General features: G+C 67.0%; 20 protein-coding genes. 10 read left to right on the forward strand and 10 right to left on the reverse strand.

The window, feature by feature from the left end; genetic code table 11:
* Nucleotides 1-64 precede the first annotated feature (64 nt).
* Both ACZYSP_RS02835 and ACZYSP_RS02840 read left to right on the forward strand, forming a co-directional pair.
* Nucleotides 65-1,360, forward strand: coding sequence for an MFS transporter (locus tag ACZYSP_RS02835; RefSeq protein WP_093074093.1), 1,296 nt, complete (start codon nucleotides 65-67; stop codon nucleotides 1,358-1,360).
* A 159-nt stretch (nucleotides 1,361-1,519) separates the two neighbouring features.
* Nucleotides 1,520-1,681 carry an HHHH-motif protein gene (locus ACZYSP_RS02840; RefSeq protein ID WP_165403270.1) on the forward strand — a complete coding sequence of 54 codons (162 nt, stop codon included), beginning with the start codon at nucleotides 1,520-1,522 and terminating at the stop codon, nucleotides 1,679-1,681.
* A 76-nt stretch (nucleotides 1,682-1,757) separates the two neighbouring features.
* On the opposite strand, the gene ACZYSP_RS02845 is transcribed toward ACZYSP_RS02840, so the two are convergent.
* Entirely contained in the window at nucleotides 1,758-2,381 is a 624-nt protein-coding gene (locus tag ACZYSP_RS02845) for a pyridoxamine 5'-phosphate oxidase family protein (RefSeq protein WP_093074091.1), read from the reverse strand.
* Between the two features lie 32 nt (nucleotides 2,382-2,413).
* Complete coding sequence (locus tag ACZYSP_RS02850; RefSeq protein ID WP_093074089.1) at nucleotides 2,414-3,580, reverse strand: MFS transporter; 1,167 nt, start codon at nucleotides 3,578-3,580, stop codon at nucleotides 2,414-2,416.
* A 78-nt stretch (nucleotides 3,581-3,658) separates the two neighbouring features.
* Here ACZYSP_RS02850 and ACZYSP_RS02855 point away from each other — a divergent pair, with 78 nt between their 5' ends.
* A complete protein-coding gene (locus ACZYSP_RS02855) occupies nucleotides 3,659-4,546 on the forward strand; it encodes a LysR substrate-binding domain-containing protein (protein WP_093074087.1) in 888 nt (295 codons plus the stop codon).
* Nucleotides 4,547-4,817: 271 nt separating this feature from the next.
* Here the strand turns inward: ACZYSP_RS02855 and ACZYSP_RS02860 are convergent, their stop codons facing one another.
* The gene (locus tag ACZYSP_RS02860) at nucleotides 4,818-5,675 is read right to left on the reverse strand and encodes an NmrA family NAD(P)-binding protein (protein WP_354336238.1); all 858 of its coding nucleotides are present in this window, start codon (nucleotides 5,673-5,675) and stop codon (nucleotides 4,818-4,820) included.
* A gap of 112 nt (nucleotides 5,676-5,787) precedes the next feature.
* On the opposite strand from ACZYSP_RS02860, the gene ACZYSP_RS02865 reads away from it, so the two are divergent.
* Together ACZYSP_RS02865 and ACZYSP_RS02870 are read left to right on the forward strand one after the other, a co-directional pair.
* On the forward strand, nucleotides 5,788-6,726 hold the full coding sequence (locus ACZYSP_RS02865) for a LysR family transcriptional regulator (RefSeq protein WP_093074085.1): 939 nt from the start codon (nucleotides 5,788-5,790) through the stop codon (nucleotides 6,724-6,726).
* Nucleotides 6,727-6,783: 57 nt separating this feature from the next.
* Nucleotides 6,784-8,019 (forward strand): MFS transporter, encoded by a 1,236-nt coding sequence (locus ACZYSP_RS02870; RefSeq protein WP_093074083.1) that lies wholly within the window; start codon nucleotides 6,784-6,786, stop codon nucleotides 8,017-8,019.
* Between the two features lie 7 nt (nucleotides 8,020-8,026).
* On the opposite strand, the gene ACZYSP_RS02875 is transcribed toward ACZYSP_RS02870, so the two are convergent.
* The 5 genes from ACZYSP_RS02875 to ACZYSP_RS02895 form a co-directional block, all read right to left on the reverse strand.
* Nucleotides 8,027-10,249: a DNA/RNA non-specific endonuclease gene (locus tag ACZYSP_RS02875; RefSeq protein WP_093074081.1), complete on the reverse strand. Its 2,223-nt coding sequence runs from the start codon at nucleotides 10,247-10,249 to the stop codon at nucleotides 8,027-8,029.
* Between the two features lie 86 nt (nucleotides 10,250-10,335).
* A complete protein-coding gene (locus tag ACZYSP_RS02880) occupies nucleotides 10,336-10,872 on the reverse strand; it encodes a methylated-DNA--[protein]-cysteine S-methyltransferase (RefSeq protein WP_093074079.1) in 537 nt (178 codons plus the stop codon).
* Nucleotides 10,869-12,095, reverse strand: coding sequence for a YbfB/YjiJ family MFS transporter (locus ACZYSP_RS02885; protein ID WP_489012946.1), 1,227 nt, complete (start codon nucleotides 12,093-12,095; stop codon nucleotides 10,869-10,871). Before ACZYSP_RS02885 ends, ACZYSP_RS02880 begins: the two co-directional genes overlap by 4 nt.
* A gap of 58 nt (nucleotides 12,096-12,153) precedes the next feature.
* Nucleotides 12,154-15,231 carry an FAD-binding and (Fe-S)-binding domain-containing protein gene (locus tag ACZYSP_RS02890; protein ID WP_093074075.1) on the reverse strand — a complete coding sequence of 1,026 codons (3,078 nt, stop codon included), beginning with the start codon at nucleotides 15,229-15,231 and terminating at the stop codon, nucleotides 12,154-12,156.
* A 32-nt stretch (nucleotides 15,232-15,263) separates the two neighbouring features.
* A complete protein-coding gene (locus ACZYSP_RS02895; RefSeq protein WP_093056858.1) occupies nucleotides 15,264-15,956 on the reverse strand; it encodes a GntR family transcriptional regulator in 693 nt (230 codons plus the stop codon).
* Nucleotides 15,957-16,077: 121 nt separating this feature from the next.
* Between ACZYSP_RS02895 and ACZYSP_RS02900 the strand changes: the two genes are divergently transcribed.
* The 3 genes from ACZYSP_RS02900 (at nucleotide 16,078) to ACZYSP_RS02910 (ending at nucleotide 19,279) form a co-directional block, all read left to right on the forward strand.
* Nucleotides 16,078-17,319: a pyridoxal-phosphate-dependent aminotransferase family protein gene (locus ACZYSP_RS02900; protein WP_354336239.1), complete on the forward strand. Its 1,242-nt coding sequence runs from the start codon at nucleotides 16,078-16,080 to the stop codon at nucleotides 17,317-17,319.
* Nucleotides 17,320-17,379: 60 nt separating this feature from the next.
* Nucleotides 17,380-18,357, forward strand: a complete 978-nt coding sequence (locus tag ACZYSP_RS02905) for a Bug family tripartite tricarboxylate transporter substrate binding protein (protein WP_093074071.1) — start codon at nucleotides 17,380-17,382, stop codon at nucleotides 18,355-18,357.
* Nucleotides 18,358-18,508: 151 nt separating this feature from the next.
* Nucleotides 18,509-19,279 carry a fumarylacetoacetate hydrolase family protein gene (locus tag ACZYSP_RS02910; protein ID WP_093074069.1) on the forward strand — a complete coding sequence of 257 codons (771 nt, stop codon included), beginning with the start codon at nucleotides 18,509-18,511 and terminating at the stop codon, nucleotides 19,277-19,279.
* On the opposite strand, the gene ACZYSP_RS02915 is transcribed toward ACZYSP_RS02910, so the two are convergent.
* Nucleotides 19,228-20,190, reverse strand: coding sequence for a LysR family transcriptional regulator (locus tag ACZYSP_RS02915; protein ID WP_093056862.1), 963 nt, complete (start codon nucleotides 20,188-20,190; stop codon nucleotides 19,228-19,230). The two genes, ACZYSP_RS02910 and ACZYSP_RS02915, sit on opposite strands and share 52 nt — an antisense overlap.
* 94 nt (nucleotides 20,191-20,284) lie before the next feature.
* Between ACZYSP_RS02915 and ACZYSP_RS02920 the strand changes: the two genes are divergently transcribed.
* Both ACZYSP_RS02920 and ACZYSP_RS02925 read left to right on the forward strand, forming a co-directional pair.
* Nucleotides 20,285-21,475, forward strand: coding sequence for an MFS transporter (locus ACZYSP_RS02920; protein WP_093056863.1), 1,191 nt, complete (start codon nucleotides 20,285-20,287; stop codon nucleotides 21,473-21,475).
* Between the two features lie 44 nt (nucleotides 21,476-21,519).
* Entirely contained in the window at nucleotides 21,520-22,041 is a 522-nt protein-coding gene (locus ACZYSP_RS02925; protein ID WP_256216632.1) for a GNAT family N-acetyltransferase, read from the forward strand.
* A 16-nt stretch (nucleotides 22,042-22,057) separates the two neighbouring features.
* On the opposite strand, the gene ACZYSP_RS02930 is transcribed toward ACZYSP_RS02925, so the two are convergent.
* Complete coding sequence (locus tag ACZYSP_RS02930) at nucleotides 22,058-24,835, reverse strand: sensor domain-containing diguanylate cyclase (protein WP_093056864.1); 2,778 nt, start codon at nucleotides 24,833-24,835, stop codon at nucleotides 22,058-22,060.
* Nucleotides 24,836-24,915 lie beyond the last annotated feature (80 nt).

The following is a 24,915-nucleotide window of genomic DNA, read 5'->3' on the forward strand; positions in this document are numbered from 1 at the left end:
ACCGCCGCCCCTCCCCTTTCCCGACAAGCTCCATAAAACCATCCAACACCGGAGACAACCAACCGTGAACCCCATCGAACAAAGAACCATCTCCAAGATCAGCTGGCGGCTCCTGCCGCTGCTCATGGTCAGCTACTTCATCGCCTACCTCGACCGCGTGAACCTCGGCTTTGCCGGCGCGGCCATGTCCAAGGACCTGGGCTTCACCGCCGCCGTGTTCGGCAGCGCCGCCGGCATCTTCTTTCTTGCCTACTTCCTGTTCGAGGTGCCGAGCAACATGGCGCTGGAGCGCTTCGGTGCGCGCCGCTGGATCGCCCGCATCATGTTCAGCTGGGGCATCCTCTCGGCGGCCCAGGCCTGGGTGGGCGGCTCGACCAGCTTCAACATAGTGCGGTTCCTCTTGGGCATTGCCGAGGCGGGGTTCTTCCCGGGCGTGATCTTCTACATCACGCTGTGGTTTCCGGCGGCGTACCGCGCGCGCATCGTGGGCTGGTTCATGTTCGCCATTCCCATCTCGACCGTCATCGGCTCGCCTATCTCGGGCTACATCCTCAACATGGACGGCGTCGGCGGCATGCACGGCTGGCAGTGGCTGTTCATCCTCGAGGCGATTCCCTCGCTGATCCTTACCTTCTTCGTGCTGATGTACCTGCCCGACGGCCCGAAGGACGCCAAGTGGCTCACCACCGAAGAGCGCAGCTGGCTGGAGCAGACGCTCGACTCGGAGCGCCGCAACCGCGAGTCGATCAACAAGATCTCGTGGAAGCAGTCGCTGCTGAACCCGCGCGTGATCGGGCTGGGCTTTGTCTACATGGGCATCACCGTGCCGCTGTACGGCCTGAGCTTCTTCCTGCCGCAGATCATCAAGGGCTTCGGCGGGCTGAGCAACGTGGAGATCGGCTTCATCAACGCCTTTCCTTACCTGGTGGGCGCCATCGCGATGCTGTTCTGGACGCGAGCGTCGGACGCGCGCAAGGAGCGCAAGTGGTTCCTGCTGATTCCGCTGGCTTGCATCTTCATCGGCCTGGTGCTGGCCGCCCAGACCAGCGCGCCCATCCCGAAGATGGCCGCCGTGACGCTGGCCGCCTTCGGTATCTTCAGCGCACTGCCCACCTTCTGGACGCTGCCCACCGCCATCCTGAGCGGCACCGCGGCCGCGGCGGGCATTGCGTGGATCAACTCCATCGGCAACCTGGGCGGCTACATCGGCCCGACGATCTTCGGCGCGCTGAAGGACCGGATGGGCAACGACATCTACGCCGTGATCTTCCTGGCGCTGCTGTCGGCGGTGGCGTTCGGGCTGGTGCTGATCATCGGGCACGACTCGCGCACCGAGCAGGCGGCGCCTGGGCGGGCCTGATTCGGGTTAGCCCCAACGCCCCCGGCCCTGCTCCCCGTGCAATTTTTCACGCCACAACCGCTACCAAATGTCATCTAAATGTGGCGCCAGGGCGTTCTGCAAGGGCGCCCGTTGAACGACGCATTCCTTTGATCGATGTCTTTGCTTAGAAAGAACCCCATGAAGACCAAGCAGCTCATCCTCTCCAGCATCCTCGCGTTCGCCGGCCTTGCCATGCTGGCACCGAGCATCGCCTCGGCCGCGCCGTACCACCCCAAGAAGCACAAGGTGTGCAAGTGGGACGCGCGTCATCACCACCGTGTTTGCCACTGGGTGCGTTGATTCCCCCGGTGCAAACCGCTTGAAAAAGCCCGCTGATGCGGGCTTTTTTCATGGGCGACTGAAACAGGCTTTCAAGTCAATACAGCGTCGCCCGCTGCCGCGCCGGCAGCTCCCGGTCATACGCCTCCCCATCGAACTCCGACGCGGTCAGCGCCGAAAGAATCGCCCCCGGCGTCGGCACCTCGCGCTTCGCATCCGGCGGCACCGGCGCCCACAGCTTCGAGCGCTGGATAGCCCGGGCGCACTGGAAGAACACCGTGTCGACGGTGATCCGGATCACGCATTGCGGCGGCTTGCCGTCCATTGCGAGGCGTTCGAGCAGCGCTGGCTCGACCGTGATGTGCGCCCTGCCGTTCACCCTCAGCGTCTCGCCCACCCCGGGAATGAGGAACAGCAGCGCCACGCGCGGGTCGGCCACGATGTTGCGCAGGCTGTCGATGCGGTTGTTGCCGCGGCGCTCGGGCATGAGCAGCGTCTTCTCGTCCTGCACAACGACAAAGCCCGGCGGATCGCCGCGCGGCGAGGCGTCGAGGCCGCCGGGGCCGGTGGTGGCGAGCACGGCAAAGGGCGACGCGGCAATCAGCGCCTGGTAGGCCGGGTGCAGGTACGGAACCTCTTTCTTGAGCGAGGCCTCGCCGGCTTCGCCGAACAGGGCTTCGAGCTTCGTCACGGTGTCGATGGCGTGCGGTGTCGTGGTCATGGCGATGATTCCTGAGTAAAGAGTGTGACGGTTCAGCCGGCCGTGCGCGCAGCATCGGCCGCGGGCGATGACGCGCTCCAGCCGCAGGCCAGCGCCGCCAGCGCAAGAAGCGCTGCAGCCACGCCGTAGATCCAAGGCGGTGACGCAACCGGCAGCAGCAGGCCCGCGATCAGCGGCCCGGTGCCGGCGCCGATGTCGCGCCACACCGAGCGCGCGGCCAGCGCCTGCACGCGCTCCGGACCGGGCGTGCGCCGGGCCACGATGGGCGGCAGCAAGGGCAGTTGCAAGGCGCGCAGCACCACGATCAGCGCCGCGCAGCTCCACAGCCAGCCAAGGCCGAAGCCCACGAGCGCAATGGCCGTGACGAGCGACAGGCCCACCAGCAAACGCTCGGCGCCGAAGCGCTCGGCCATGTGGCCGCCGACCGGGCTCAGCAAAATCTCCGCCAGGTAGCGCAGCGCCATCAGCACGCCGGCCACGATCACCGCGCCACCCGGCAGCAGGTCCTTGCCGAGGTACGAGAGGCCGACGATGAAGAGCCCGTCGAGCGTCAGCCCTTCCATGAACGACCAGCTGTCCAGGCTGTTGGGCCGGCTGAAGCGCCGCTTCGGCTTGGCCACGGGGTGCGGCGCCGCCGGCAGCCGCCGAGTAACGAACCACGCAAGCAGCGAAAACACCGCGAGGATGCCGAAGATCGTGCGCGGTCCGCTCCAGTGCGCCAGCAGCGCACCCAGCGGCAGCGCCAGCACCGGCCCCACCGCGATGAAGGCCCGCGAGCGCCCGTTGCGCCGAGCCGCACCCACCGGGTCGACCGTGGCCAGCGCCTGTGTCGACAGGTTCAGCGCCGCGAAGCACAGGCCCCACATCAGCCGCAGCGGCAGCAGCGCCCAGAAGCCCGAGAGCGTGGCGTAGCCGAGTCCGCACACTGCCGCTGCCAGGACGGCGATGGTGCAGGTCAGCCGGTCGCCGTTGCGGGCGTAGAAGCGTGCAACGAATCCATAGCCGGCAATGCGCACCAGCCGGTTGGCCGCGAGCAGCATGCCGGCCTCGGCCAGCGTCACGCCGAACTCGCTGGCATACATCGGCAGCAGCAGGTAGAGCACGACGTCGGCCGGCAGCGAAAGACCGAGCGCCATCGCCGCGTGGCGGGAATTCAGGTCAGTGGGGATGGGGTTGGAAGCGAGGGGTATGCGTGACATCGAGCCCTGATGGTGCGCCGCCACATGCCACCCCGACAAACGACATTAACGCCCGCCATGCGTGAGAAAATCGCACGCATGCCGCTTCGAGAGCCTCCCCTCAACGCCGTGCGGGCCTTTGCCGCCGCGGCGCGCCACCTCAGCTTCACTCGCGCAGCGCTCGAACTGCATGTCACGCACAGCGCGGTGAGCCGGCAGATCAAGAGCCTGGAAGAGTTCCTTGGCGTCGCGCTGTTCGAACGGCGCATCCGCCAGGTCGTGCTGACTGCCGAGGGACAGCAGTTCTTCGCGGAGGTGGAGCCGGCGCTTGCGCAGATCGGCGCGGCGGCGCGCTCGCTGCAATTGCAGGGGCCCGCCCGGGCGGTGCGGATCAACGTGCGCCCTTCTTTCGCGGTGCGCTGGCTCATTCCGCGCCTGCCTTCCTTCGTCGAGCGCTATCCCGACATCGAGCCGCAGGTTGTCACCAGTACCGTCATGCCTGAACAGGCCATCGACAGCTTCGACATCGCGGTGCGCCGCGGGCTAGACGGCTGGCCGCCTTCGATCGAAGTGCAGCCCTTTCTCGAAGACGAGGTGCTGGTGGTCGGCGCGCCCGCGTTGTTCGAGACGCATCCGTTGCCCGACCTGCGCGCCCTCGCCTCGCACGTGCTGCTGTCGGCCAAGACGCGCAAGGACGACTGGGACGCCTGGAAGAAGCAGGTCGGCGCCCCGCGCACCCGTCCGGCGGGCCGGCTGCAGTTCGACCACCTGCATTTCGTACTCCAGGCCGCGGTCGACGGACTGGGCGTTGCGCTGGCGCCGACCTCGCTGGTGTCGCACGACCTGGCCTCGGGCCGCCTGCAATCGCCGCTGCCTGCGCTACGCATGACGCTGGAGCGCTATTACTACGGCCTGGCGCCCGACGCCGCACCGGAGGCGGCGTACGTGGCCGAGTGGTTCGAGGAAATGCAGGCCGGGAGCGCCTAGGGCCTGTTCACACTATTTCCGGGGTCGCGAAGGTCAGCCAGCGAGGGCCAATCAAGGCGCGTGACGCCGCGCGTGCATGCGCACGCGCAAGGAACGCAACGCCGAGTGGCCCTCGCTGGCTGACCTTCCCGCAGGGTTGGCGGGCCAAGGAGCTGTCTGCGGCGTTGCCCGCGCTTGCAAGGCTTCAGCCTTGCTGCGCCCGTGCGCCTTGCATCCAGCCCCTTGGCCCACCAACGCGACCCCGGAAATAGTGTGAACAGGCCCTAGCCAATCAGCCGACGAGCGAGCGAATCACCTCCGACACGCCCACCTTGCCCCTGCGCACGCTCGCATCGCTTCCCTCGAAGCGAATCCATCCTTCGTTGAAGCCGTCGAGCATCTGGATGCGCGGTACCGGGTCGCGCATGCCCTGTGCGCGGAAGATCGCGCCCCAGGTCTCACGCGGCACCACCTCCGCATGCACCGGACGTCCCAGCACCTGCGAGAGCGCAGCTGCAATCGCGTGCTGCGTCAGCCGCTCGGGGCCTTCGAGTTCGACGATGCGCGGCGCCTCGCCTTCTTGCACAAGGAGTTCGGCGGCAACGCTGCCCACATCGGCCGTGGCCACCATCGGCACGGCCCGCTCCAGCGGCTGCAGGTAGCTCGACAGCACACCCTGCTCGCGGGCCTGAGTAATGTCCCAGCGCAGGTTCTCAAGGAACCACGCCGGCCGCAGGAACGTGACCGGAAACGGCAGCGTGCGAAGCGCTTCTTCCATCAACGTGCGCTGGCTCAGCAGATTGGGTTGCGCGGCCTGTGCGCCGACGGTCGACAGGCACACCACGCGCGGCGGCCGGGCGGTGTCGAGCGCCTGGCGCACCGCGGCGTTCTCGGCCCTAGCCTCAGGAAAACCCGGCTCGGGGTCGAAGTTCGGCGGCGGCAGCACGAAGACGCCGGCCGTACCCGCGAAGGCCCGCGCCAATGCCGCGGCATCGTCCATCGCTGCGATGGCGACCTCGCAGCCGAGCTCCGCCCAGGCACGGCCCTTGGCTTCGTCGCGGACGACCGCGCGAACGGGCTTGCCCTCGGCCAGCAAAGCGCGCGCGACGGCGCCGCCCACTTGACCCGTGATTCCGGTAATTGCGTACATGAGACTTTCTTTCTTCACTTGATTGCGATGGAGCGAATCGTAGAAACGCTCCATCTTTGAGTAAAGCGACCTCAAGGCATATCATTCATGACAACTGATCACGAATAAGAAAATGACTCTCGACGGACGCCTTCTCTCCAACGTCAGCGTGCTGGCCGCCGTGGTCGAAGGCGGCAGCTTCGCCAGCGCCGCCAACGCACTCGGCCTCACGCCCTCCGGTGTGAGCCGCGCCATTGCCCGGCTCGAGGGCCGCATCGGCGTGCGGCTGTTCGACCGCACGACCCGCTCGCTGAACCTCACCGACGAGGGCCGGCTGCTCTACGCCAACATCAATCCGCTGGTGCTCGGCATCGAGGACGCGGTGACGATCGCTTCGGGCGCATCCGGCGCGGTGCGCGGGCGCCTGCGCGTCAACACCGACGCATTCACCTCTCGCCTGCTGCTGGCGCGGCACCTGCCGCGCTTTCTTGCGCTGTACCCCGAGCTCACGCTGGAGCTGATCGCCCGCGACCAGCTCGGCGACCTGGTGGCCGAGGGCTTCGACATCGCCGTGCGCTTCGGCGAGCCGCCGTCGTCGTCACTGGTGGCCCGCAAGCTGATGGACTCGCGCGTGGTCACCGTGGCCACGCCGGCCTACCTGGCGCGGCACGGCCACCCTGCCAAGCCGGCAGACCTCGTCGGCCATGCCTGCCTGCAGGTGCGCAACCCGGCCACGGGGCAGCCCTATACGTGGGAGTTCCAGCGCGGCCGCAAACTCGTGAAGGTGCCAGCCACCGGACGACTGCTGCTCACCGACCCGGGCACCGTGCTGGAGACGGTGCTCGCCGGCATCTGTGTGGCGCAGATCAAGGCCGTGGGCATTCAGCCGCAGCTCGACGGCGGCGAGCTGGTCGATCTGTTTCCTGATTGGCCCGATGAGCGGCTTCCGCTCTATGCGCTCTATCCGTCGCGCCACCTGCCGGCCGCGAAGGTACGTGCGTTCATCGATTTCGTGATGGAGGTCGTCGCGCCCGCGCCTTCGCCTGCATCGAAGCCGAAGCCGCGGCGCTGATGCTCGCGCGTCCGGAAACGGCCAGCGACATGAGCCCTCCGATCGCACGATGAGGGCATGACCCATACAACACTCACAACACCGCTCCCCCGTTCCTTCCTGAACCTCGCGTGGTCCAACCTCGCCGCGCAGTCCGCCGAGCAACTGAGCCTTGCGGCCGTGCCGCTGGTCGCCGTGCTGGCACTCGGCGCAGGGCCTGGCGAAATCGGTTTTCTCGCGGCGGTGCAGACGCTGCCCTTCCTGCTGGTCTCGATGCCCATGGGCCTGCTCGCGGACCGCATGTCGCGGCGACAGCTGATGGTTTGGGCCGAGGGGCTGCGAGCGGTCTCGCTGCTGGTGCTGCTGGCGATGGTGTTCGCGTCGAAGCTCAGCGTCGGCTGGTTGGCGGTACTCGGTTTCCTGGGTGCTGTCGGCACCGTGGGCTTCAGCGTCGCGGCGCCCGCGCTGGTGCCGGCGCTCGTGCCTCGCGAAGCGCTGGCAACGGCCAACGGGCGACTCGAACTGGCGCGCAGTGCCGCGTTCACCGCCGGTCCCGCACTCGCGGGTGCACTGGTGGCGTGGGCCGGCGCTCCTGCTGCGTTCGTGCTGGCAGCAGTGCTGTCGGTGGCGGCCGTGGGCCTGCTGCTGCGATTGACCGAAGCACCGCGCGCCCCCGCTTCCGGACGGCATCCACTGCTCGAAGTGCGCGACGGCGCGCGCTTTGTCTGGCAGCACGACATGCTGCGCCCGATGCTGATGACCGGCGCGGTGTTCAACATCTCATGGTTCGTGCTGCAGGCCGGGTATGTGCCCTATGCAGTGCGGGTGCTCGGCCTCGGCGCGCAGGCGGTCGGCTTCACGCTGGCGATGTACGGCGCGGGCATGGTCGTTGGCGCGCTGCTCACGCCGCGCGTTGTGGCGCGCCTGCCCTTCGGCCGCGCGATCCAGGTCGGTCCCGCGGTCGCAGTTGTTGCAGCAGCGACGATGGCAGCCACGCTCCTGGTGCCGACCGCCGCGCTGGCCGCGCTCTCGTTCTTCCTGTTCGGCGCAGGGCCGATGGTCTGGGTCATCACCTCGACCACGCTACGCCAGAGCGTGACGGCTTCGACCATGCTGGGCCGGGTGTCGGCCGTGTTCCTCACGATCAATGCGGGAGCGCGGCCCATCGGCGCGGCGCTCGGCGGCCTGGTTGGTGGGGCCTGGGGCGAGCCGGCGTGCCTGCTGCTGGCGCTGGCCGGGTTCGTTCTGCAGGCCGCGATCATCTTCGCGTCGCGCATCGCGGGGCTGCACCGGTTGCCTGTGCCGGCCACCTGAGCTTCGTTTATTCCAGGTCGGGAAGCACCATCGACTCCAGAGAATCGAGCGGCAGCCAGCCATCCGGTACGTCAACCAGAGCGGACTCCTGCGCACGAACTCTGGTGGGCTTTCTTACAGGCTTCTTGGCGAGCGGATCGACAGTGGAAAGCGAGAACACCCTCCTGACCGGACCGCCCGTGAAGCTGAGCCCGGTGAGCCGCTCGACTTCATTGATCTGGACCTGGAAGGTCTTGTAGGCGTCGAAAGGAATCTCGCGTGCAGCCTCGATGCCAAATTCCTCGATCACACCGGACTGATCGAGGATGTAGGCCGTGGCAAACAGCTTGCCGCTAGCCGTGATCGCCGCGACGACTTTCCAGAAGCGAACCGGATACTGGATCTTCGGGTACTTGTCCCAGACCGGGTCGCTTTCTTCGAGGATGGGGCCCGTGATGACCTGCGCCCTGAACTTGTCGAGCTTGATCGCGTCCTCGAAGATGTGGCGTTCGATGCCCTGCCAGAGCTCCTTGTTCTGATTGAACTTGGAATGCTGTGGCGTGCAGTTGCTCCAATGGCAGGTATCTGCCGCAGTGGTGAGCGCGGCCAGCCGGGTTGCTCCGTATTCCATGTCCTCGCGGCGCGTCAGATGGCCACGGTCGAACTGGTTGTTCTCGTAGTAGAAGTTGGTCAGCTGTGCGCTTGCGGGAATCCGCGGGTCCTGCCTCCACACGTCCGCCGGCCGGGCCAGTTCGAACCGGCCGCTGAAGTCGACGTTGGCTGCCGAGTAGAGAGCCAGCCGCCTCGCCTTGTGCATCACGAGGCTGTAGCCGTGATAGTTCAGCACGTTCTCGCCCGGGGGGCCGTCGACCAGTTCTACCGTCTCCTTCGCAAGAGCCTTGCCAAGCAGCGGCAGATGCACCGACATCTCGGGCTTGCCCGGCGCGAGGAACCCGGCTTCGAAGCCTTTGCGATCATCGTACTTCGCATTGAAGGGCACGTCGATGGCGGGGGCTGGTTTCTTCGCCTTGGCACGTGCGGCTTCTTCGAAAACGCTCTGCGACTCGCGGGCGGCGGGACCGGATCGGAGGACGGAGACGCTTCCATCCGATTCGATGCCGAGCGTCACCGTGAGGGTCCTTCTTCCACCAGATTGCATGTCGTTCATGGTCGTCTTCCGGGTTGGGGTTTGTTGAATGAGTGGACCGGGAAGCGGCAAGCTCCCGGCAGCATGGGTCGCCGTTGACTGCAGCAGGTCGACGGAAGGAAGCATCAGCCGCGAGTTTTCCGGCGTGGCACCGAAGACCGGCTGGAGCAACGGATGCGCGGGAAGGGCTGCATGAAGCGTCTCGACGATGCGGGAAACGCGGATGCCCTCGTTGGCAATCCACTTGATGTCCTGCTCGCCGTCTTTTGCGGGGTCGTAGTCGCGGCCTGAGATGGTTTGCGTACGGCCATCTCTTTCATCCGGTACGCCGCTGTGGTGGAGCGCTACGACATACCAGTCGTTGCTGAAAACCGGGGAGCCTGAAGATCCCCCGAGCGTGTCGGTCGAATACCAGAGCACGTCGTCCGTGCGCTTGAGAAGCTTGTTCTCGCGCACGCACACCTGTTTGCGGTCGCCGTTGGGGTGCTGGATGATGGTGAGCCACTCACCGTCCGATGCCTTGCCGGTGGCACCTACGAGCGGCAGGAACCCATAGTGTTCGAGCTGGCCATCTCCCACTGTCGAACTGGAGGTGACGGCCACGACGGTGAAGTCGAGGTCTTTCGAAGTGAAGAAGAGTTCCTGCGCCTGAAGGCTGTAGGTAGTGGGGTTGAGTACGGCGCCGTCGATGTCGAGTTCGAATTCGAACTGGGCTTCCGAGCGGCGACAGGACTCGATGGATGGCAGAACGTGGTTGTTCGTGATGAGCACGTTCGGCGCTATCAGGAATCCGGTGCCGTAAGCCACAAGCCGCCCTGCCGTGTCCCTGATCAGGATGCGACTGACCGCCTTTGCGGCTCGCGCGCCACGAGCCAGGTAGTTGACGTCCTGTATCTCGCTGCCGGAGATGATTCGCTCATACGCGACGGCAGATTTTTCATCGTCGCCCAGGCTTTCACGCAAGAAGCTCCTGCGGTCATCGAGCTGCTTCGGCGTGCTCAGTTCGCGCGGGGTCTTGTCTCTCGCATAGTCGGCAAGAGATCGCAGGTCGATGCCTTCGCTTCGCTCCCGCGCCTTCTCGATTTGCTCAAGCCAGAGTTGCACGCCGCGCCTCCCTCGTCCCGTGAGGGTTGCAACTGTGCGTGTTTGCCGACGCTTCTACATCCCCCATTCGAGGGATGCCGTACGTACTAGAAAAGCGACGCCATCCCGTTGGGCCGCGCGTCCTCGATGTCGAGCATGCGCAGCTTGGTCAACGCCCCGCCGCCGGCCGAGAAGCCGCCGGGCTTGTTGCCCGCGGCCAGCACGCGGTGGCAAGGCACTACGGGCGCGAACGGGTTGTGGCCCATGGCCTGACCCACGGCGCGCGACAGGCCCTTGTCGCCCAGCTCTTCGGCGATCTCGCCGTAGGTGCGCGTCTGCCCCGGCGGAATGCGGCGCGCGATCGCGTAGATGCGCTGGTGAAATTCCGACACGCCACGCATGTCGAGCTCGATGTGGCTCAGGTCGTCGTGCACGCCTTGCAGCAGGCCCTGGATGGCGGTGATGGCGCGTTGCGCTGCTTCGCTCGGCGGGCTTTCATTCAGGTCCGGAAAGCGTTGCTTCATGCGCGCACGCGTGGCTGCCTCGCCGTTGTCGGCGGGCAGTTGCACGCCGACCAATCCGCGCGGTCCCCATGCCAGGGCGCACATGCCAATGGAAGTTTCGAACAAGGCAAAGCCCGTCATGGCGTCTCCTGTGACAGCGAATGCTGGCGCGACGCAAGCACAGCGCCGAGCCAAAGGGCCATTGCCGAAGCCACCAGGCCCCGCGCCAGCCCACCAGGGCCGTCGGAAATCCATCCAGTGACAGTCGGCCCGACGATCTGCCCCAGCGCAAAAATGATGGTGAACATGCTGATGCCCTGCGCCCAGCGCGACGGCGGCAGGTTGTGGCGCACCAGCGCAGTGGTCGAAGCCACCACCGACAGGAACACCCCACCGAACAGCACGCCCGAAACCAGCGCCACCGGCGCCGACGCACTCAGCACCAGCAGCAGCGTCGCCACGCCGAGCAGCCCGTTCAGCAGTGCCTGCGGCTGCCCGCCGCGGTAGCGGTCGAGCAGCCCGGCCCACAGCCGCGACGACGCCACGCAGGCAATGCCCAGCAAGGAATAGAACAGCGTGACGAAAGAAGCGCTCGCCCCCTGCTCGCGCAGCAGCGCGATCACGAAAGTCATGTAGCCGATGTAGCCCATGCCGAACACGGCATACCCGGCGAGCGCCCAGCCGAAGCGATGCAGTGCGACCGGCGGCGCAGCGTCCGTCGAAGCGGCGGCTGCCGTTGGCGCTGGCCTGTCAGGCATCGCGCGGCCAGCCCAGGCCAACAGGCAGGTGGCCGCTGCACTTGCCAACGCCAGCGCCCACCACGCCCAGGCCCATCCGTGCGGCACGCCTGATGCCGCCCGCAGCACCTGCGGCACGAGCAGCGCCGACAACAAGATGCCGAAGCCGGTGCCGCCGTAATAGATGCCAAGCAGCAGTCCGCCACGTGATGAGCCTGCCTCGCCAAGCCGCGCTGCAAGCAACCCGCCCGCCACGAACACCCATGCGCTGGCCACCCCGGCCAGCAGGCGCTGAAGCAGCAAGGCCGGCGCGTCGGTCACGAAACCGCTGCCCGCCATGAACACGCTGGCCAGCACAGCCCCGACCACCAGCAGCCGCGTCGTGCCGAAGCGCCGCATCAGCATCGGCGTGATCAGCGCACCGACCAGGTAGCCGACCGCATTCGCCGTGTTCATGCCGCCGGCCAGCGCATAGCTCCAGCCAAGGTCCGCGCGCATGGGCGGCAGCAGCAATGCGTATGCGAAGCGGGTGATGCCGAGCGAAACCGCCGCGCCCATCGACAGCGCGAATGCAAGACGCAGCGTGGGCTGCGCAGGGGCGGCAGAAGAAGTGAGCGTTATCGACATGGGAGCGGGCGGCTGGCCATTTTGCGGCAGGCGCCGCCGCCCTGCCCGCGCCGCCCGGTCAACCCGCGTCAGGCATTGGGTCGGCGTGCAGCAGATGCCGCTCCAGCAGCACCGCCACATGCACCGCTTCGCGCTGCGCGCCGTCCTCGATCTGATGGCGGCAGCTGGTGCCGTCGGCCACCACGATGGCGCCGGGCTTCGCGCGGATGGCCGGCAGCAGGCTGGCTTCGGCCATCTTCATCGACACCTCGAAATGGCTGGCCTCGTAGCCGAAGCTGCCGGCCATGCCGCAGCACGAGCTTTCGATGAGTTCGGGCTGTGCGCCGGGAATGAGCTTCAGCACCTCCATCACCGGGCTCACCGCGCCGAAGGCTTTCTGGTGGCAGTGTCCGTGCAGCAGGATAGGCGCCTCGGCCGGCTTCAGTGCCAGCTCGAAGCGGCCCAGCTTGATCTCGCGCGCAATGAACTCCTCGAACAGCAACGCGTGCTTCGCCACCATCTCGGCCTTTTCGCCGAAACCCATCACCAGCGTTTCGTCGCGCAGCGTGAGCAGGCACGATGGCTCCAGCCCGACGATGGGCACGCCGGCGCGCGCCAACGGCACGAGCGCATCGACCAATGCCTCGGCCTTTTCCTTGGCCTGTGCGACCATGCCGCTCGCCAGGAAGGTGCGTCCGCAGCAATGATGCCCTCCGCGCTTCTCGACCGTGTGCAGCACATAGCCCGCAGCCTGCAGCACGCGCGCTGCCGCAAAGGCGTTCTCGCTCTCGAAGGTGCCGTTGAAGGTGTCGACGAACAGCACCGCCGCCTTGCCACCGCGCCGCGCAATCGACAGCGCCACGTCGCGTTCGACGAACAGGCCGGGTTCGTTGGCCTTGCCGCGCCAGAAGGTGTCGCTGCGCCATTCGGGCAGCGAGCGCTTGGCTGAGAAGCCCAGCAGCTTTTCTCCCAGCCATGCAGCGCCGGGCACGCTGTTGCGCAGATTCAGCAGCCACGGCATGCGGCTGGCCTTGTGCGCGTAGTCGGGCAGGTTTGCTACCAGCCTGTCTTTCAGCGTGTGGCCGTGGCGCTTCTTGTAGTGGTCCAGAAACTCGACCTTCATCTTCGCCATGTCCACGCCCGTGGGGCAATCGCGCTTGCAGCCCTTGCAGCCGACGCACAGGTCCATGGTGTCGTGCATGGCCTCGCTGGTGAAGGCATCGGGGCCGAGTTGGCCCGAGAGCGCCAGTCGCAGCGTATTGGCGCGGCCGCGCGTCAGGTGCTGCTCGTCACGGGTCACGCGATAGCTGGGGCACATGGTGCCGGCGTCGAACTTTCTGCAGTGGCCGTTGTTGTTGCACATCTCCACGGCCTTGGCGAGGCCGCCGGTGCTGTCGCCGCCGGTGCCGGGCGCGGTCGTCACCTCGGTCACCGGGTCGGCGTTGACGTTCCAGCCCGACCAGTCGAGCACGGGCTTCAGTTCGATGCGGCGGTAGGGCTTGGGCGCGGTCGGCGGCGCGAAACGGAACAGCGCGCCATCGTCCATGCGCGGTGGGTCGATGATCTTGCCGGGGTTGAACAGGCCGATCGGGTCGAGCTTGCGCTTGATGGCACGGAAGGCCTCGTTGATGGCCGGGCCGAACTGCCATTCGATCCACTCGCCGCGGCACAGGCCGTCGCCGTGCTCGCCGCTGAACGCACCCTTGTACTTGCGCACCAGCGCGCTCGCCTCTTCGGCAATGGAGCGCATCTTGGCGGCGCCGTCCGCACGCATGTCGAGAATCGGCCGCACATGCAGCGTGCCGACCGAGGCATGCGCGTACCAGGTGCCACGGCTGCCGTGCCGGGCGAACACCTCGGTCAGCGCGTCGGTGTATTCGGCCAGGTGTTCGAGCGGCACGGCGCAGTCTTCGATGAAGCTCACGGGTTTGCCGTCGCCCTTGAGGCTCATCATGATGTTGAGGCCGGCCTTGCGCACTTCCCACAGGTTCTTCTGCCGCGCGTCGTCGGGCATCTCGACCACGCTGCCGGGCAGGCCGAGGTCGCCCATCAGCTCGACGAGCTGCTTGAGTTGCGGCAGCAACGCGGCCTTGTCCGAACCGGAAAACTCCACCAGCAGGATGGCCGCCGGCTTGCCGATCAACGCAGTCTCGACCGTCGGCTTGAAGGCCGGGTTGGCAAGGCTCAGCTCGATCATCGTGCGGTCGACCAACTCCACCGCCGTCGGCCCCAGCTTCACGATGTGCTGCGCCGCGTCCATCGCCGCGTGGAAGGTGGGGAAGTTGACGATGCCCAGCACCTTGGCGCGCGGCAGCGGCGCGAGCTTGAGCTTCAGGTTCTTCGTGTAGGCCAGCGTGCCTTCGGAGCCGATCAGCAGGTGCGCGAGGTTCACGCTGCCGTCTGCCGTGTAGGGCCGCTCGCTCTGGTTGTCGAAGATGTCGAGGTTGTAGCCCGCCACGCGACGCATCACCTTGGGCCAGTGCTCGGCGATCTGCTCGCGGTGCTGGCGTGCCAGCCCGCGCAAGAACTGCGCGATGCCGGCCGCGCGCACGCCCATCGTGCCGACCGTTCCGAACTCCACCAGTTCGCCACTCGACAACCATGCACTCGCACCCAGCACATTGTGCACCATGTTGCCGTAGGCGATGGAGCGCGAGCCGCAGGAGTTGTTGCCCGCCATGCCACCCAGCGTGGCCTGCGCGCTGGTCGACACATCCACCGGATACCACAGGCCGTGCGGCTTGAGCTGTGCGTTCAGGTGGTCGAGCACGAGGCCGGGCTCGACCGTGGCCGTGCCCTCTTCCACGTTCACGTCGAGCACGCGGCGAAAGTGCTTGCTGTTGTCGATCACCAGCGCCGCGCCGGTCGTCTGCCCGCACTGGCTGGTGCCGCCTCCGCGCGCGAGCACCGGCACCTTCAGGTCGCGGGCGATGTCGATGGCGGTGGCAATGTCGCTCTCGTTCGTCGGCACGAAGGCGCCGACGGGCGTGATCTGGTAGATCGACGCGTCGGTGGCGTAGCGCCCGCGCGAACCGTCGTCGAACAGCACTTCGCCCTGCGTGTCGGAGCGCAGGCGGCGCGCGAGCAGTTCGCAGGTGTCGTTAGGCGGAAGAACGGTTCCGGCTGGCTGCATGTGGCTGGCGGGATCGATGCGCATGGTGGGTCGTTTTTCTTTGGCAGGTCAGAAGCTCAGCTCGACTTGGCCGAGGGATAGATTTCGCCGGCGCGCAGCAGCTCCAGCACGGTGTCGCGCTTGCGCAGCACGTGCGCCACGAGCACCTTGCGCATGGCCGCTGAGTCGCGTTTGGCCAGCGCATCGATCATCTGTTCGTGCTCTTCGACGGCGTGCTTCCACTTCGTCTCGTTCTGGTTGGTGCGAAAGCGCAGCGACTGCACGCGGGCGTTGATGGAGCGGTAGGTGTTCGACAGCACCGGGTTCGCGGCCGCCTCGTTGATGGCGGTGTGGATGCGTGCATTCAGGCGGTAGTAGCCCGAGAGATCGCGCCGCGAGAAGCAGGCCAGCATTTCGTAGTGCAGCGCGCGCACTTCGGCCAGCTCTTCGTCAGTGATGCGCTTGGCGGCCAGTTCGCCCGACATGCCTTCGAGCATCGCCAGCACCTCGAAGGTGTCGAGCACGTCGGCCTCGGTGAGCTTCACCGCCACCGCGCCTCGGTTGGGCAACAGGTCGACCAGCCCTTCGGCCGCGAGCAGCTTGATGGCCTCGCGCAGCGGCGTGCGCGACACGCGCAATTGCAGGCACAGCTCGCGCTCGTTGAGCTTGGCGCCAGGTGCGATGAGCCCTTCGACCAGCATGGTGCGCAGGCGCGCGGCCACCTGGTCGTGCAGGGAGAGTCTGGAGATTTCGATGATGTCGGCTGTCATGGCTTTGCCTCTTGATTGCATTTTGAATGCAAAAAAGAAGGCTCACAACCCAAGTGAATAAGGGTAAACCATCAAACAAAAAAGCATTTTGAATGCAAAACTGAATGCGAAAGGACAGTCCATGCTGCAACTCGACATCCATCCCACCGGCCGCCACTTCCTCCAGATTCCCGGCCCCAGCCCGGTGCCCGACCGCATCCTGCGGGCCATGAGCCTGCCCACCATCGACCACCGCGGGCCCGAATTCGGCACGCTGGGCCTGAAGGTGCTCGGCGGCATCAAGCAGATCTTCAAGACGAAGCACCCGGTCGCTATCTACCCCGCCTCGGGCACTGGCGCCTGGGAGGCCGCGCTCGCCAACACGCTCAGCCCCGGCGACCACGTGCTCATGTACGAGACCGGCCATTTCGCCTCGCTGTGGCAGAAGATGGCCACGCGCCTCGGCCTCTCGACCGAGTTCCTCTCGTGGTCGGGCACCGATGCGCAATTGCCCAACGCCCCCAGCTGGCGCCGCGGCGTGCAGGCCGAACTCATCGAAGCCCGCCTGCGCAAGGACACCGAAAAGAAGATCAAGGCCGTGTGCGTGGTGCACAACGAGACTTCCACCGGCGTCACCTCCGACATCGCCTCGGTGCGCAAGGCCATCGACGCTGCGGGCCACCCCGCCCTGCTGATGGTCGACAGCATCTCGGGCCTGGCCAGCGCCGATTTCCGTCATGACGAATGGGGCGTGGACGTGACCATCAGCGGCTCGCAGAAGGGCCTGATGCTGCCGCCGGGCATCAGCTTCAACGCGCTCTCGCCGCGTGCTCTCGAAGCCGCGAAGAGCGCGAAGCTGCCGCGCGCCTTCTGGGCCTGGGACGAGATCGTCGAGATGAACAGGGACGGCTATTGGCCCTATACGCCCAACACCAACCTGCTTTATGGCCTCTCGGAATCGCTGGACATGCTGCTCGGCGAAGGGCTCGACAACGTGTTCGCGCGCCACCAGCGCTGGGCCGCCGGCGTGCGTGCAGCGGTCAATGCGTGGGGCCTGCCGATCCAGTGCGCAGACCCGGCCGTGTATTCGCCCGTGCTCACCGGCGTGATCACGCCCGAGGGCATCGATGCCGACGCGCTGCGCCGCCTGATCCACCAGCGCTTCGATCTTTCGCTGGGCACCGGCCTGGGCAAGCTCAAGGGCCGCATGTTCCGCATGGGCCATCTGGGCGACAGCAATGACCTGACGCTGGTAGCGATGGTCGCGGGCGTCGAGATGGGCATGAAGCTCTCGGGCATCAAGCTGGCCGGCAGCGGCGTGCATGCGGCGATGGACCATTTCGCGAACCACACGGCACCGGCCGCGCTGCAAAAAGCCTCATAGGCACGCGGGGCCGCCCCGGCGCGCATCGGACCATTCCCACCCACGACGGAGACCAAGAAGATGCAGAGACGTTCGTTGATCCAGGCCGCGGGCGCCGCGGCCGCCACACTGGGCGTGCCCCGGCTCTTCGCGCAGGAATGGCCATCGGGGCCGGTGCGCATCGTGGTCGGCTTTCCGCCGGGCGGCGGCACCGATGCGCTGGCCCGCGTGGTCGCGCAGAAGCTCACCATCATGTGGGGCCAGCAGGTCATCGTCGAGAACAAGGGCGGCGTGGCCGGCGTGCTCGCGGCCGACTACGTGGCGCAGCAGCCGAGCGACGGCAGCACGCTGCTGATGGCCCACATCAACAGCCATGCGCTCGCGCCCAGCCTGCAGCCCAAGCTGCGCTACAACGTGGAGCGCGACTTCGTGCCGATCGTGCTGGTGGGCGTCACGCCCAACCTGCTGATCGCCAACCCGGGCCAGAAGGCGCTCACGGTGAAAGACATCGTGTCCGCCTGCAAGGCCGCTCCCGGCACCATCAGCTTCGGCTCGGCCGGCGCGGGCTCGGCGCAGCACCTGGCGCTGGAGATGTTCAAGTTGCAGGGCGGCGTCGATGCGCTGCACGTGCCCTACAAGGGCAGCGGCCCGCTGCTGGCCGACCTCATGGGCGGGCAGATCCAGTACAGCTTCGAGACCATGACGGCCGCCACGCCGCACGTGAAGAACGGCCGCGTCATCGCCGTGGCGCAGACGCGCACCAAGCGCGCCAAGGGCCATCCCAGCGTGCCAACGATGCAGGAGCAAGGCTTTGCCGGCTTCGAGGCAACCACGTGGTACGGGCTCGCCGGGCCGGGCAAGCTGCCGGCGTCGATTGCGCAGAAGGTGAATCGCGACGTGAATACGGTGCTGGCAATGCCTGATGTGCAGGAGCGGATGGACACCTATGGCGCGGAAGACGGCGGTGGTTCGCAGGACAAGTTCAGGCAGTTCATCAGCACCGAGATTGCGAAGTGGGCGAAGGTGGTGAAGGACGGCAACGTTCACGTCGAAAGCTGAAGAACCAGTCTCACCCCCAGGCTTCGCGCACTTCGTGTCGCTGCGCCAACCCCCTTCCGGGGGCAACACCGGAGGCCCGGCAAAGCCGGTTCCTCGGTGTTCCACGAAAGGACGCCGACACCAGCCAGGTTTTGCTGAGAAGATCCGAAAAATGACCCCATCCCAAACCGCCCTCACCGATGCACTCGTAGCCGCACGCCGCGGCAATCGCACCCTCGACGCCACGCCCTGGCTCGGCACGCTCGAAACCGACACGCAAGCCTATGAGGTGCAAGACGCCGTCGCGGCTGCACTCGGCTGGTTCGACGGTCGCCCAGTACCGGGCGCGTGGAAGTCCGGTGGCGGCTCCCGCAGCGCGACGCTCACGCATGCGCCGCTGCCGCCTTCCGGCGTGCGCCAGAGCCCCGCGAACTTCAGCGACCTCGTGTTCAACACGCCCGGCATCGAGGCCGAAATCGCCTTGCGTCTCGGCCAGGACGTCACGCCCGCGCAGGCAGCGAAGCTCGATCACGCAAGCGCCGTCTCACTCGTCGATGCCATGACCGTCTCCGTCGAGGTAGTCGACACGCGCTGGCAAGACCTCGCCTTGACACCTGCCCTGCTCCGCCTGGCCGATTCGCAAGTGCACGGCGCGCTGGTGCTCGGCGAGTGGAAGCCCTACGCCGCCATCGACTGGGCCTCGCAGCACTGCGAAGCGAAGATCGGCGACGCTGAGACGGTGGTGCGCGAAGGCACGCATCCGCTGGCCGACCCCACCTGGCTGCTGCCGATCTGGCTGCGCCACCTCACGCGCCACGGGCAGACCGTGCCCGCCGGCACGGTGGTCACCACCGGTTCGTGGGTCGGCATCCTGCCCTGCCGGCGCGGAGATCAGGTGACGGCGGAATTCCCCGGCATCGGCGCTGTCCGCTTGAGCGTGTAGCGCCCGCCGCCCACGCCCGAGCAAGCCACCAGAAAGTCGAGCACCGCCCGCACCCGCGCGGGCAGCGTGCCGGCCTTGCCGATGTACACCGCGTGAATCGGCTCGATCTCACCGGCGTTGAATTCATCGAGCAGCGGCACCAGCCGGCCAGCGTCGATGTCATGCTGTATGTGATACAGCGACAGCCGCGCCACCCCCGCCCCCGCGATGGCCAACTGCCGCAGCGTTTCGCCATCGCCCGCGCGCACCGGGCCGGCCACGGGCAGCCACACCATGCGGCCGTCCACACGCAGCGGCCAGTCGGGCGAATTGCGCCGGTAACTCCAGCCAAGGCGGTTGTGCGCCTCCAGTTCCTGCGGCGTGCGCGGCGTACCGTACTTCGCAAGGTAGTCCGGCGCGGCGACGATGGCCTGGCTGGTTTCGCCCAGCCGCCGCGCCACGAGGTCGGACGATGGCAGCTGGCCCCAGCGGATCGCGATGTCGGCGCGTTCGTCCATCAGGTCGACGATCCGGTCGGTCAGTGCAATGTCGAGCGTGATCTGCGGATGCAGTTCGAGCAGGCGCGGCACCAGAGGCACCAGCTTGTGGTGGCCGAACGAGACGCTGGCGTTGATGCTCACCCGCCCACGTGGCGCCGCGCCGGCTGCGGCGCAACGCTCGGCCTCGTCCATGTCGGCCAGCACGCGCAGGCTGCGTTCGTAGAACTCCGTGCCTTCGGGCGTGAGCTGCAGCTTGCGCGTGGAGCGGTGCACCAGCTGGATGCCCAGGCGCAATTCGAGCCGCGCCACCAGCTTGCTCACAGCCGAGGGCGTCATGCCCAGCAGACGCGCGGCCGCCGAGAAGCCGCCTGACTCGACCACCTGCACGAAGGCCTCCATTTCGCCGGAGCGGTTGACGTCGATGCGCGGCATGGCTCTTCTTCCAATCTGTGAGTTCAACTCACAAGTATGTGTACCGGCGGCATTCTAGTCATCGAAGGCTTTCGTCCGCACAGTACAGGGCATCATGCCAATCGCTCTACTCGCCCTCACCGCCGGTGCCTTCGGTATAGGCACCACCGAGTTCGTCATCATGGGCCTGCTGCTGCAGGTATCGACGGATCTTCATGTCTCCATCACGGCCGCCGGCCTGCTGATCTCGGGCTATGCGCTCGGGGTCGCGGTCGGCGCGCCGGTGCTCACCATCGCCACCCGCAAGCTGCCGCGCAAGACCGTGCTGCTGGCGCTCATGGCGATCTTCACGCTCGGCAACCTCGCCTGTGCCGTGGCGCCCAACTACGAAATGCTGATGGCCGCGCGCGTCATCACCTCGCTGGCGCACGGCACTTTCTTCGGCGTCGGCTCGGTGGTGGCCACCGGCCTGGTGGCGCCCGAACGCCGCGCCTCGGCCATCGCGATCATGTTCACCGGCCTGACCGCCGCAACGCTGCTCGGCGTGCCGGCCGGCGCGTGGCTGGGCCTGCAGTTCGGCTGGCGCTCGGCCTTCTGGGCCGTAACGCTGATCGGCGTGCTGGCCTTCACGGTGCTCGCGGTGTTCGTGCCGCGCGTCAAGGGCGAGGCAAAACCTGCGCCGCTGCGCGAAGAACTGGCTGTGCTGGCGCGCCCGCAGGTGCTGCTCGGCCTGGCGATGACGGTGCTCGGCTTTGCCGGCGTGTTCGTGGTGTTCACCTACATCCAGCCGCTGCTCACGCAGGTCACCGGTCTTTCGGAGTCGGCTGTGTCGCCGATCCTGCTGGTGTTCGGCGGCGGCCTTGCGGTCGGCAACATCCTCGGCGGCAAGCTGGCCGACCGTGCGCCGATGGCAGCCGTGCTCGGCACGCTGGTGGCTCTGGCGGTGGTGCTCGGCGCGATGCAGTTCACCATCGGCACGCCGTTCACCGCGGTGGTCTTCGTCGGCCTGCTCGGCGTGGCCTCGTTCGCCACGGTGGCGCCCATGCAGTTGCGGGTGCTGGAGAAGGCCTCGGGCGCGGGCCAGAACCTCGCGTCGAGCCTGAACATCGCAGCCTTCAACCTTGGCAACGCGCTCGGCGCCTGGGTTGGCGGTGTGGTGATCGACCATGGCCCGGGGCTGCGCGCACTGGGTTGGGTGGCGGCGCTGCTCACGCTGGTGGGGCTGGCCATCGCGCTGTGGAGCCGCTCGCTCGACCGGCGCGAACCGCGCAATGCGCTGGGGGATTGCGCTTCGGCGCGGGTCTGATCCTCTTCCAGGGAGTGAAGGGATTGGGGATTGCAGAATCCCGCATGCGCAACGCTCCCCTCATCACCCGCCCCGCCAACGCCGCCGACGCTCCTGCGCTGGCGGCGTTGTCGATCCAGGTCTGGCTCGCCACCTACGCGACCGCGGGCGTGAACGACCTGCTCGCGCGCTACGTGCTCGACCAGTTCACGCCGGCCGCGTTCATCGCGTGGACGAACGACGCAGACACCGCCTTGATCGTCGCCGAGGCCGATGCCCATCTCGTCGGCTACGCGCGCCTGCGCTTCGGTGCGCGGCAGGCCCTCGTTCCCTCAGCCAGCACCGAGCTCTGCACGCTCTACGTGCAGGAGCCGTTCACCCGATCGGGCGTGGGCTCCGCGCTACTCGACAAGGCTCGCGCCACGGTCCGCGACCGGACAGGCAACGATGCGCTGTGGCTGACGGTCAACGTCCAGAACCAGCGGGCGTGCCGCTTCTACGAGAAGCACGGGTTCGCCAGAAAAGGCACGACCTGGTTCGCACTGGGCGAAGGCCGCCACGAGAACCACGTGCTGGGCCGGCCATGAGCGGCCGCCGGAATGATCAGTGCTGCCGCGTAGGCGAATCGCTGCGCGCCTCTTCCATCGGCATGAAGAACTCGAACCGGTTGCGCCCCGCCGCCTTGGCGTTGTAGAGCGCGACGTCGGCCCGCGCCAGCAGTTCTTCGGCGGTAACGGAGGAATCGGCTGCGCGGTGATACGCGATGCCGATGCTGGTCGTCACCTCGATGCGCTGGCCGTCCACCACGAAGGGCGGCGTGCGGATGCTTTCCACAACCTTGGCCGCTACCGTGGCCGCAGTGCCCGGCGCGTTCAGGCCTTCGAGCACCAGCACGAACTCGTCGCCGGCCAGCCGGGCCACCATGTCGGTGCCGCGCACGCAACCCAGCAGCCGCCGCGCGTATTCGGCCAGCACCGCATCGCCCACCGCGTGGCCCATGGTGTCGTTGATGGCCTTGAAGTGGTCGATGTCCAGGAACATCAGCGCCATTGCATGGCCGGTGAGCCGCCCGCGCAACACGGCTTCGGGCAGGTACTCGTTGAAAGCCAGCCGGTTGGGCAGGCCGGTGAGCGTGTCGAGCCGCGCCAGCTCGATGAGCTTGTGCTCCACCACCTTCAGCGCCGTGATGTCGAGCGCCAGCGAGAAGATGCCGTGCGTCGCCCCGTCGGCGCGCACGTCGGGCACGTAGATCACCTGCGTGACGCGGTCGAACCCCGCGCGCTGCGTGCTGGTCTCGAACTCCACACGCTCGCCGGACAGCGCCCGGGCGAGCATCGGCTGGCGCGACAGGTACACATCGCGGCCCGACACCTCCTGCACGTGGCGCCCCAGCACCTGGACCGGATCGAGCCCGAGCCACTCGCGGCTGGTGGCGTTGGCGAAGGTGATCTTCTCCTCGCGGTCGATGTAGGTGATCAGCGCCGGCATGTTGTCGGTGATGGCGCGCAGGCGCAGTTCGCTCTCGGCCTGGCGCAGCTCCGCCTCTTTCAGCGCCGTGATGTTGAAGGACATCAGGTAGAAGCCCACGACCTCGCCGCGCAGGTTCTTGTCCGGTATCAGGTTGACCTGGAAGTACCCCTCCCTGCCGTGGATGGGTGCACGTACCGGAAAGCGCACTTTCTTGCCGGAGAACAGCACGGGAAGGTAGGGCTTGTGCTGCGCGTACACCGCCCTGCCGAGGGCAGAGCGCATGGTCGTGCCCTGCAGCGGTGCACCTTCGCTCAGGCCCGCCATCTGCCGCGCCCGGATGTTGGCGAACAGGCAGTTCTGCTCGCGGTCGAAATAGCCGACCAGCGCCGGAATGCTGTCGGTCACGTCGCGCAGCAGCTTTTCCTGCTCGGTCAGGGCCCGGCGGATGTTCACTTCTTCGGTGATGTCGAAGGTCATCGAGAACACGCCGCACACCACGCCGTCGGCATCGACGTCGGGAATGTAGTGGGCCTTGAAAGTGCGGTTGCCGATGCCCAGGGCCGGGTCGCCCGACTTCTCGAGGATCACCGTCTCGCCGGCCAGCGCGCGCATGAAGTGCGGCTCCACGAGCGCAAAGTCTGCGGCGCCGCGCACCTCGGGCATCAGGCGCCCCACCAGCGCTGAGTTGTTGTGCAGGGCCCGCACGTGCGCGTTGACGAAGGTGTAGCGCAGCGATGCGTCTACATGCGAAACCATCGCCGGGATGTTGTCGGCAATGGTGCGCACCTGCGCCTCGCTGCGCGCGAGGCTGAGCTCGATGGCACGCCGCTGCGCCATCAGCTCGTCGAAGGTGCGCGAAAGGTCGCCGATCTCGTCGGGGGCGTAACTGCTGCGCGGCTCGGCGGCGGCTGCGGGTGCCTCCTTCGTGGACTGCATGTGCCGATGCAGCTCCGACAGCGGCTTCAGCTGCCGGCGCGCCACGCCCAGGGCCAGTGCGCCCGCGAACAGCGCGAGCGCCATCGCCCCGAACAATGCACCGCGCTCGATGGCGTCGATGCTCGCGAAGGCCTCGCTGCGCGGATACATGGCGCCGACGATCCAGTTGGTCTGCTCGGTGCGGTCGAAGGCATAGAGGGCAGGCACGCCGGCATCGTTGATGCCCTCGCTCGAGCCCTGGAAACCGGCCATCGCGCGCAGGATTTCGGCATTGCCGCGGCCATCCGCCTGGACCTGGTTCAGGATGCGCGAAGTCTGCGGATGGTCGACCACGATGCCGTCCACGGTCGTCACGAACAGGTAGCCGGTCTTGCCGAACCTGACGTCGCCGAGCGTGCCCAGGATGTTCCGGTCCTTCAGGTTGATGGCGCCGGAGATCACGAACCTCACCTGCCCCGCGTTGTCGAGCACCGGCTCGGTGATGGCCACCTGCGCCAGTCCGTTGAGGCGGTTGCGGTAAGGCTCGGACACGAGGCCGGCCTTGGAAGCGACCGTCTGCTGGAAGTAGGGGCGATCCTTCACGTTCACCTTGCCGATCGCCTGCACGCCGTTCAGGTTGGCGACCAGGTTGCCGTCCATGTCGACGAACGCAACGTTGTCGAAAGCCTTGCGCAGCGAGCCATGCTTCTCTAGAAAGGCCTGCAGCGCGGCGCCCTGGAGGTCCTGCGCTTCCACGCTGCCGCCAAAGGTTTGCAGCAGGATCCGGCGGCTGCCGAATTTCTGGTCGATCGCATCCGCGATGGCACCCACGCGGGCGACCTCCTCGGTCGCGATCGAGGCGCGCATGTTGCTCTTGACCAGATGCAGGGCGAAGGTGGCGATTGCGAAAGTGGTCAGCAGAACCACTGCTGCCACACCGAGGCTCAGGCGCGTGTGCAAACCGAAGCGGATTTTCGAGAAGCCTGTTGGAGTCATTGAACTTGTTCGGAGCCGGTACGTTGCCGGCGGGGAGTTTCCGGGCAGAGTATCGGTGCGTTCCGCGTGCGGAGAAAGAC

The organism is Variovorax sp. F042, from assembly GCF_057814215.1.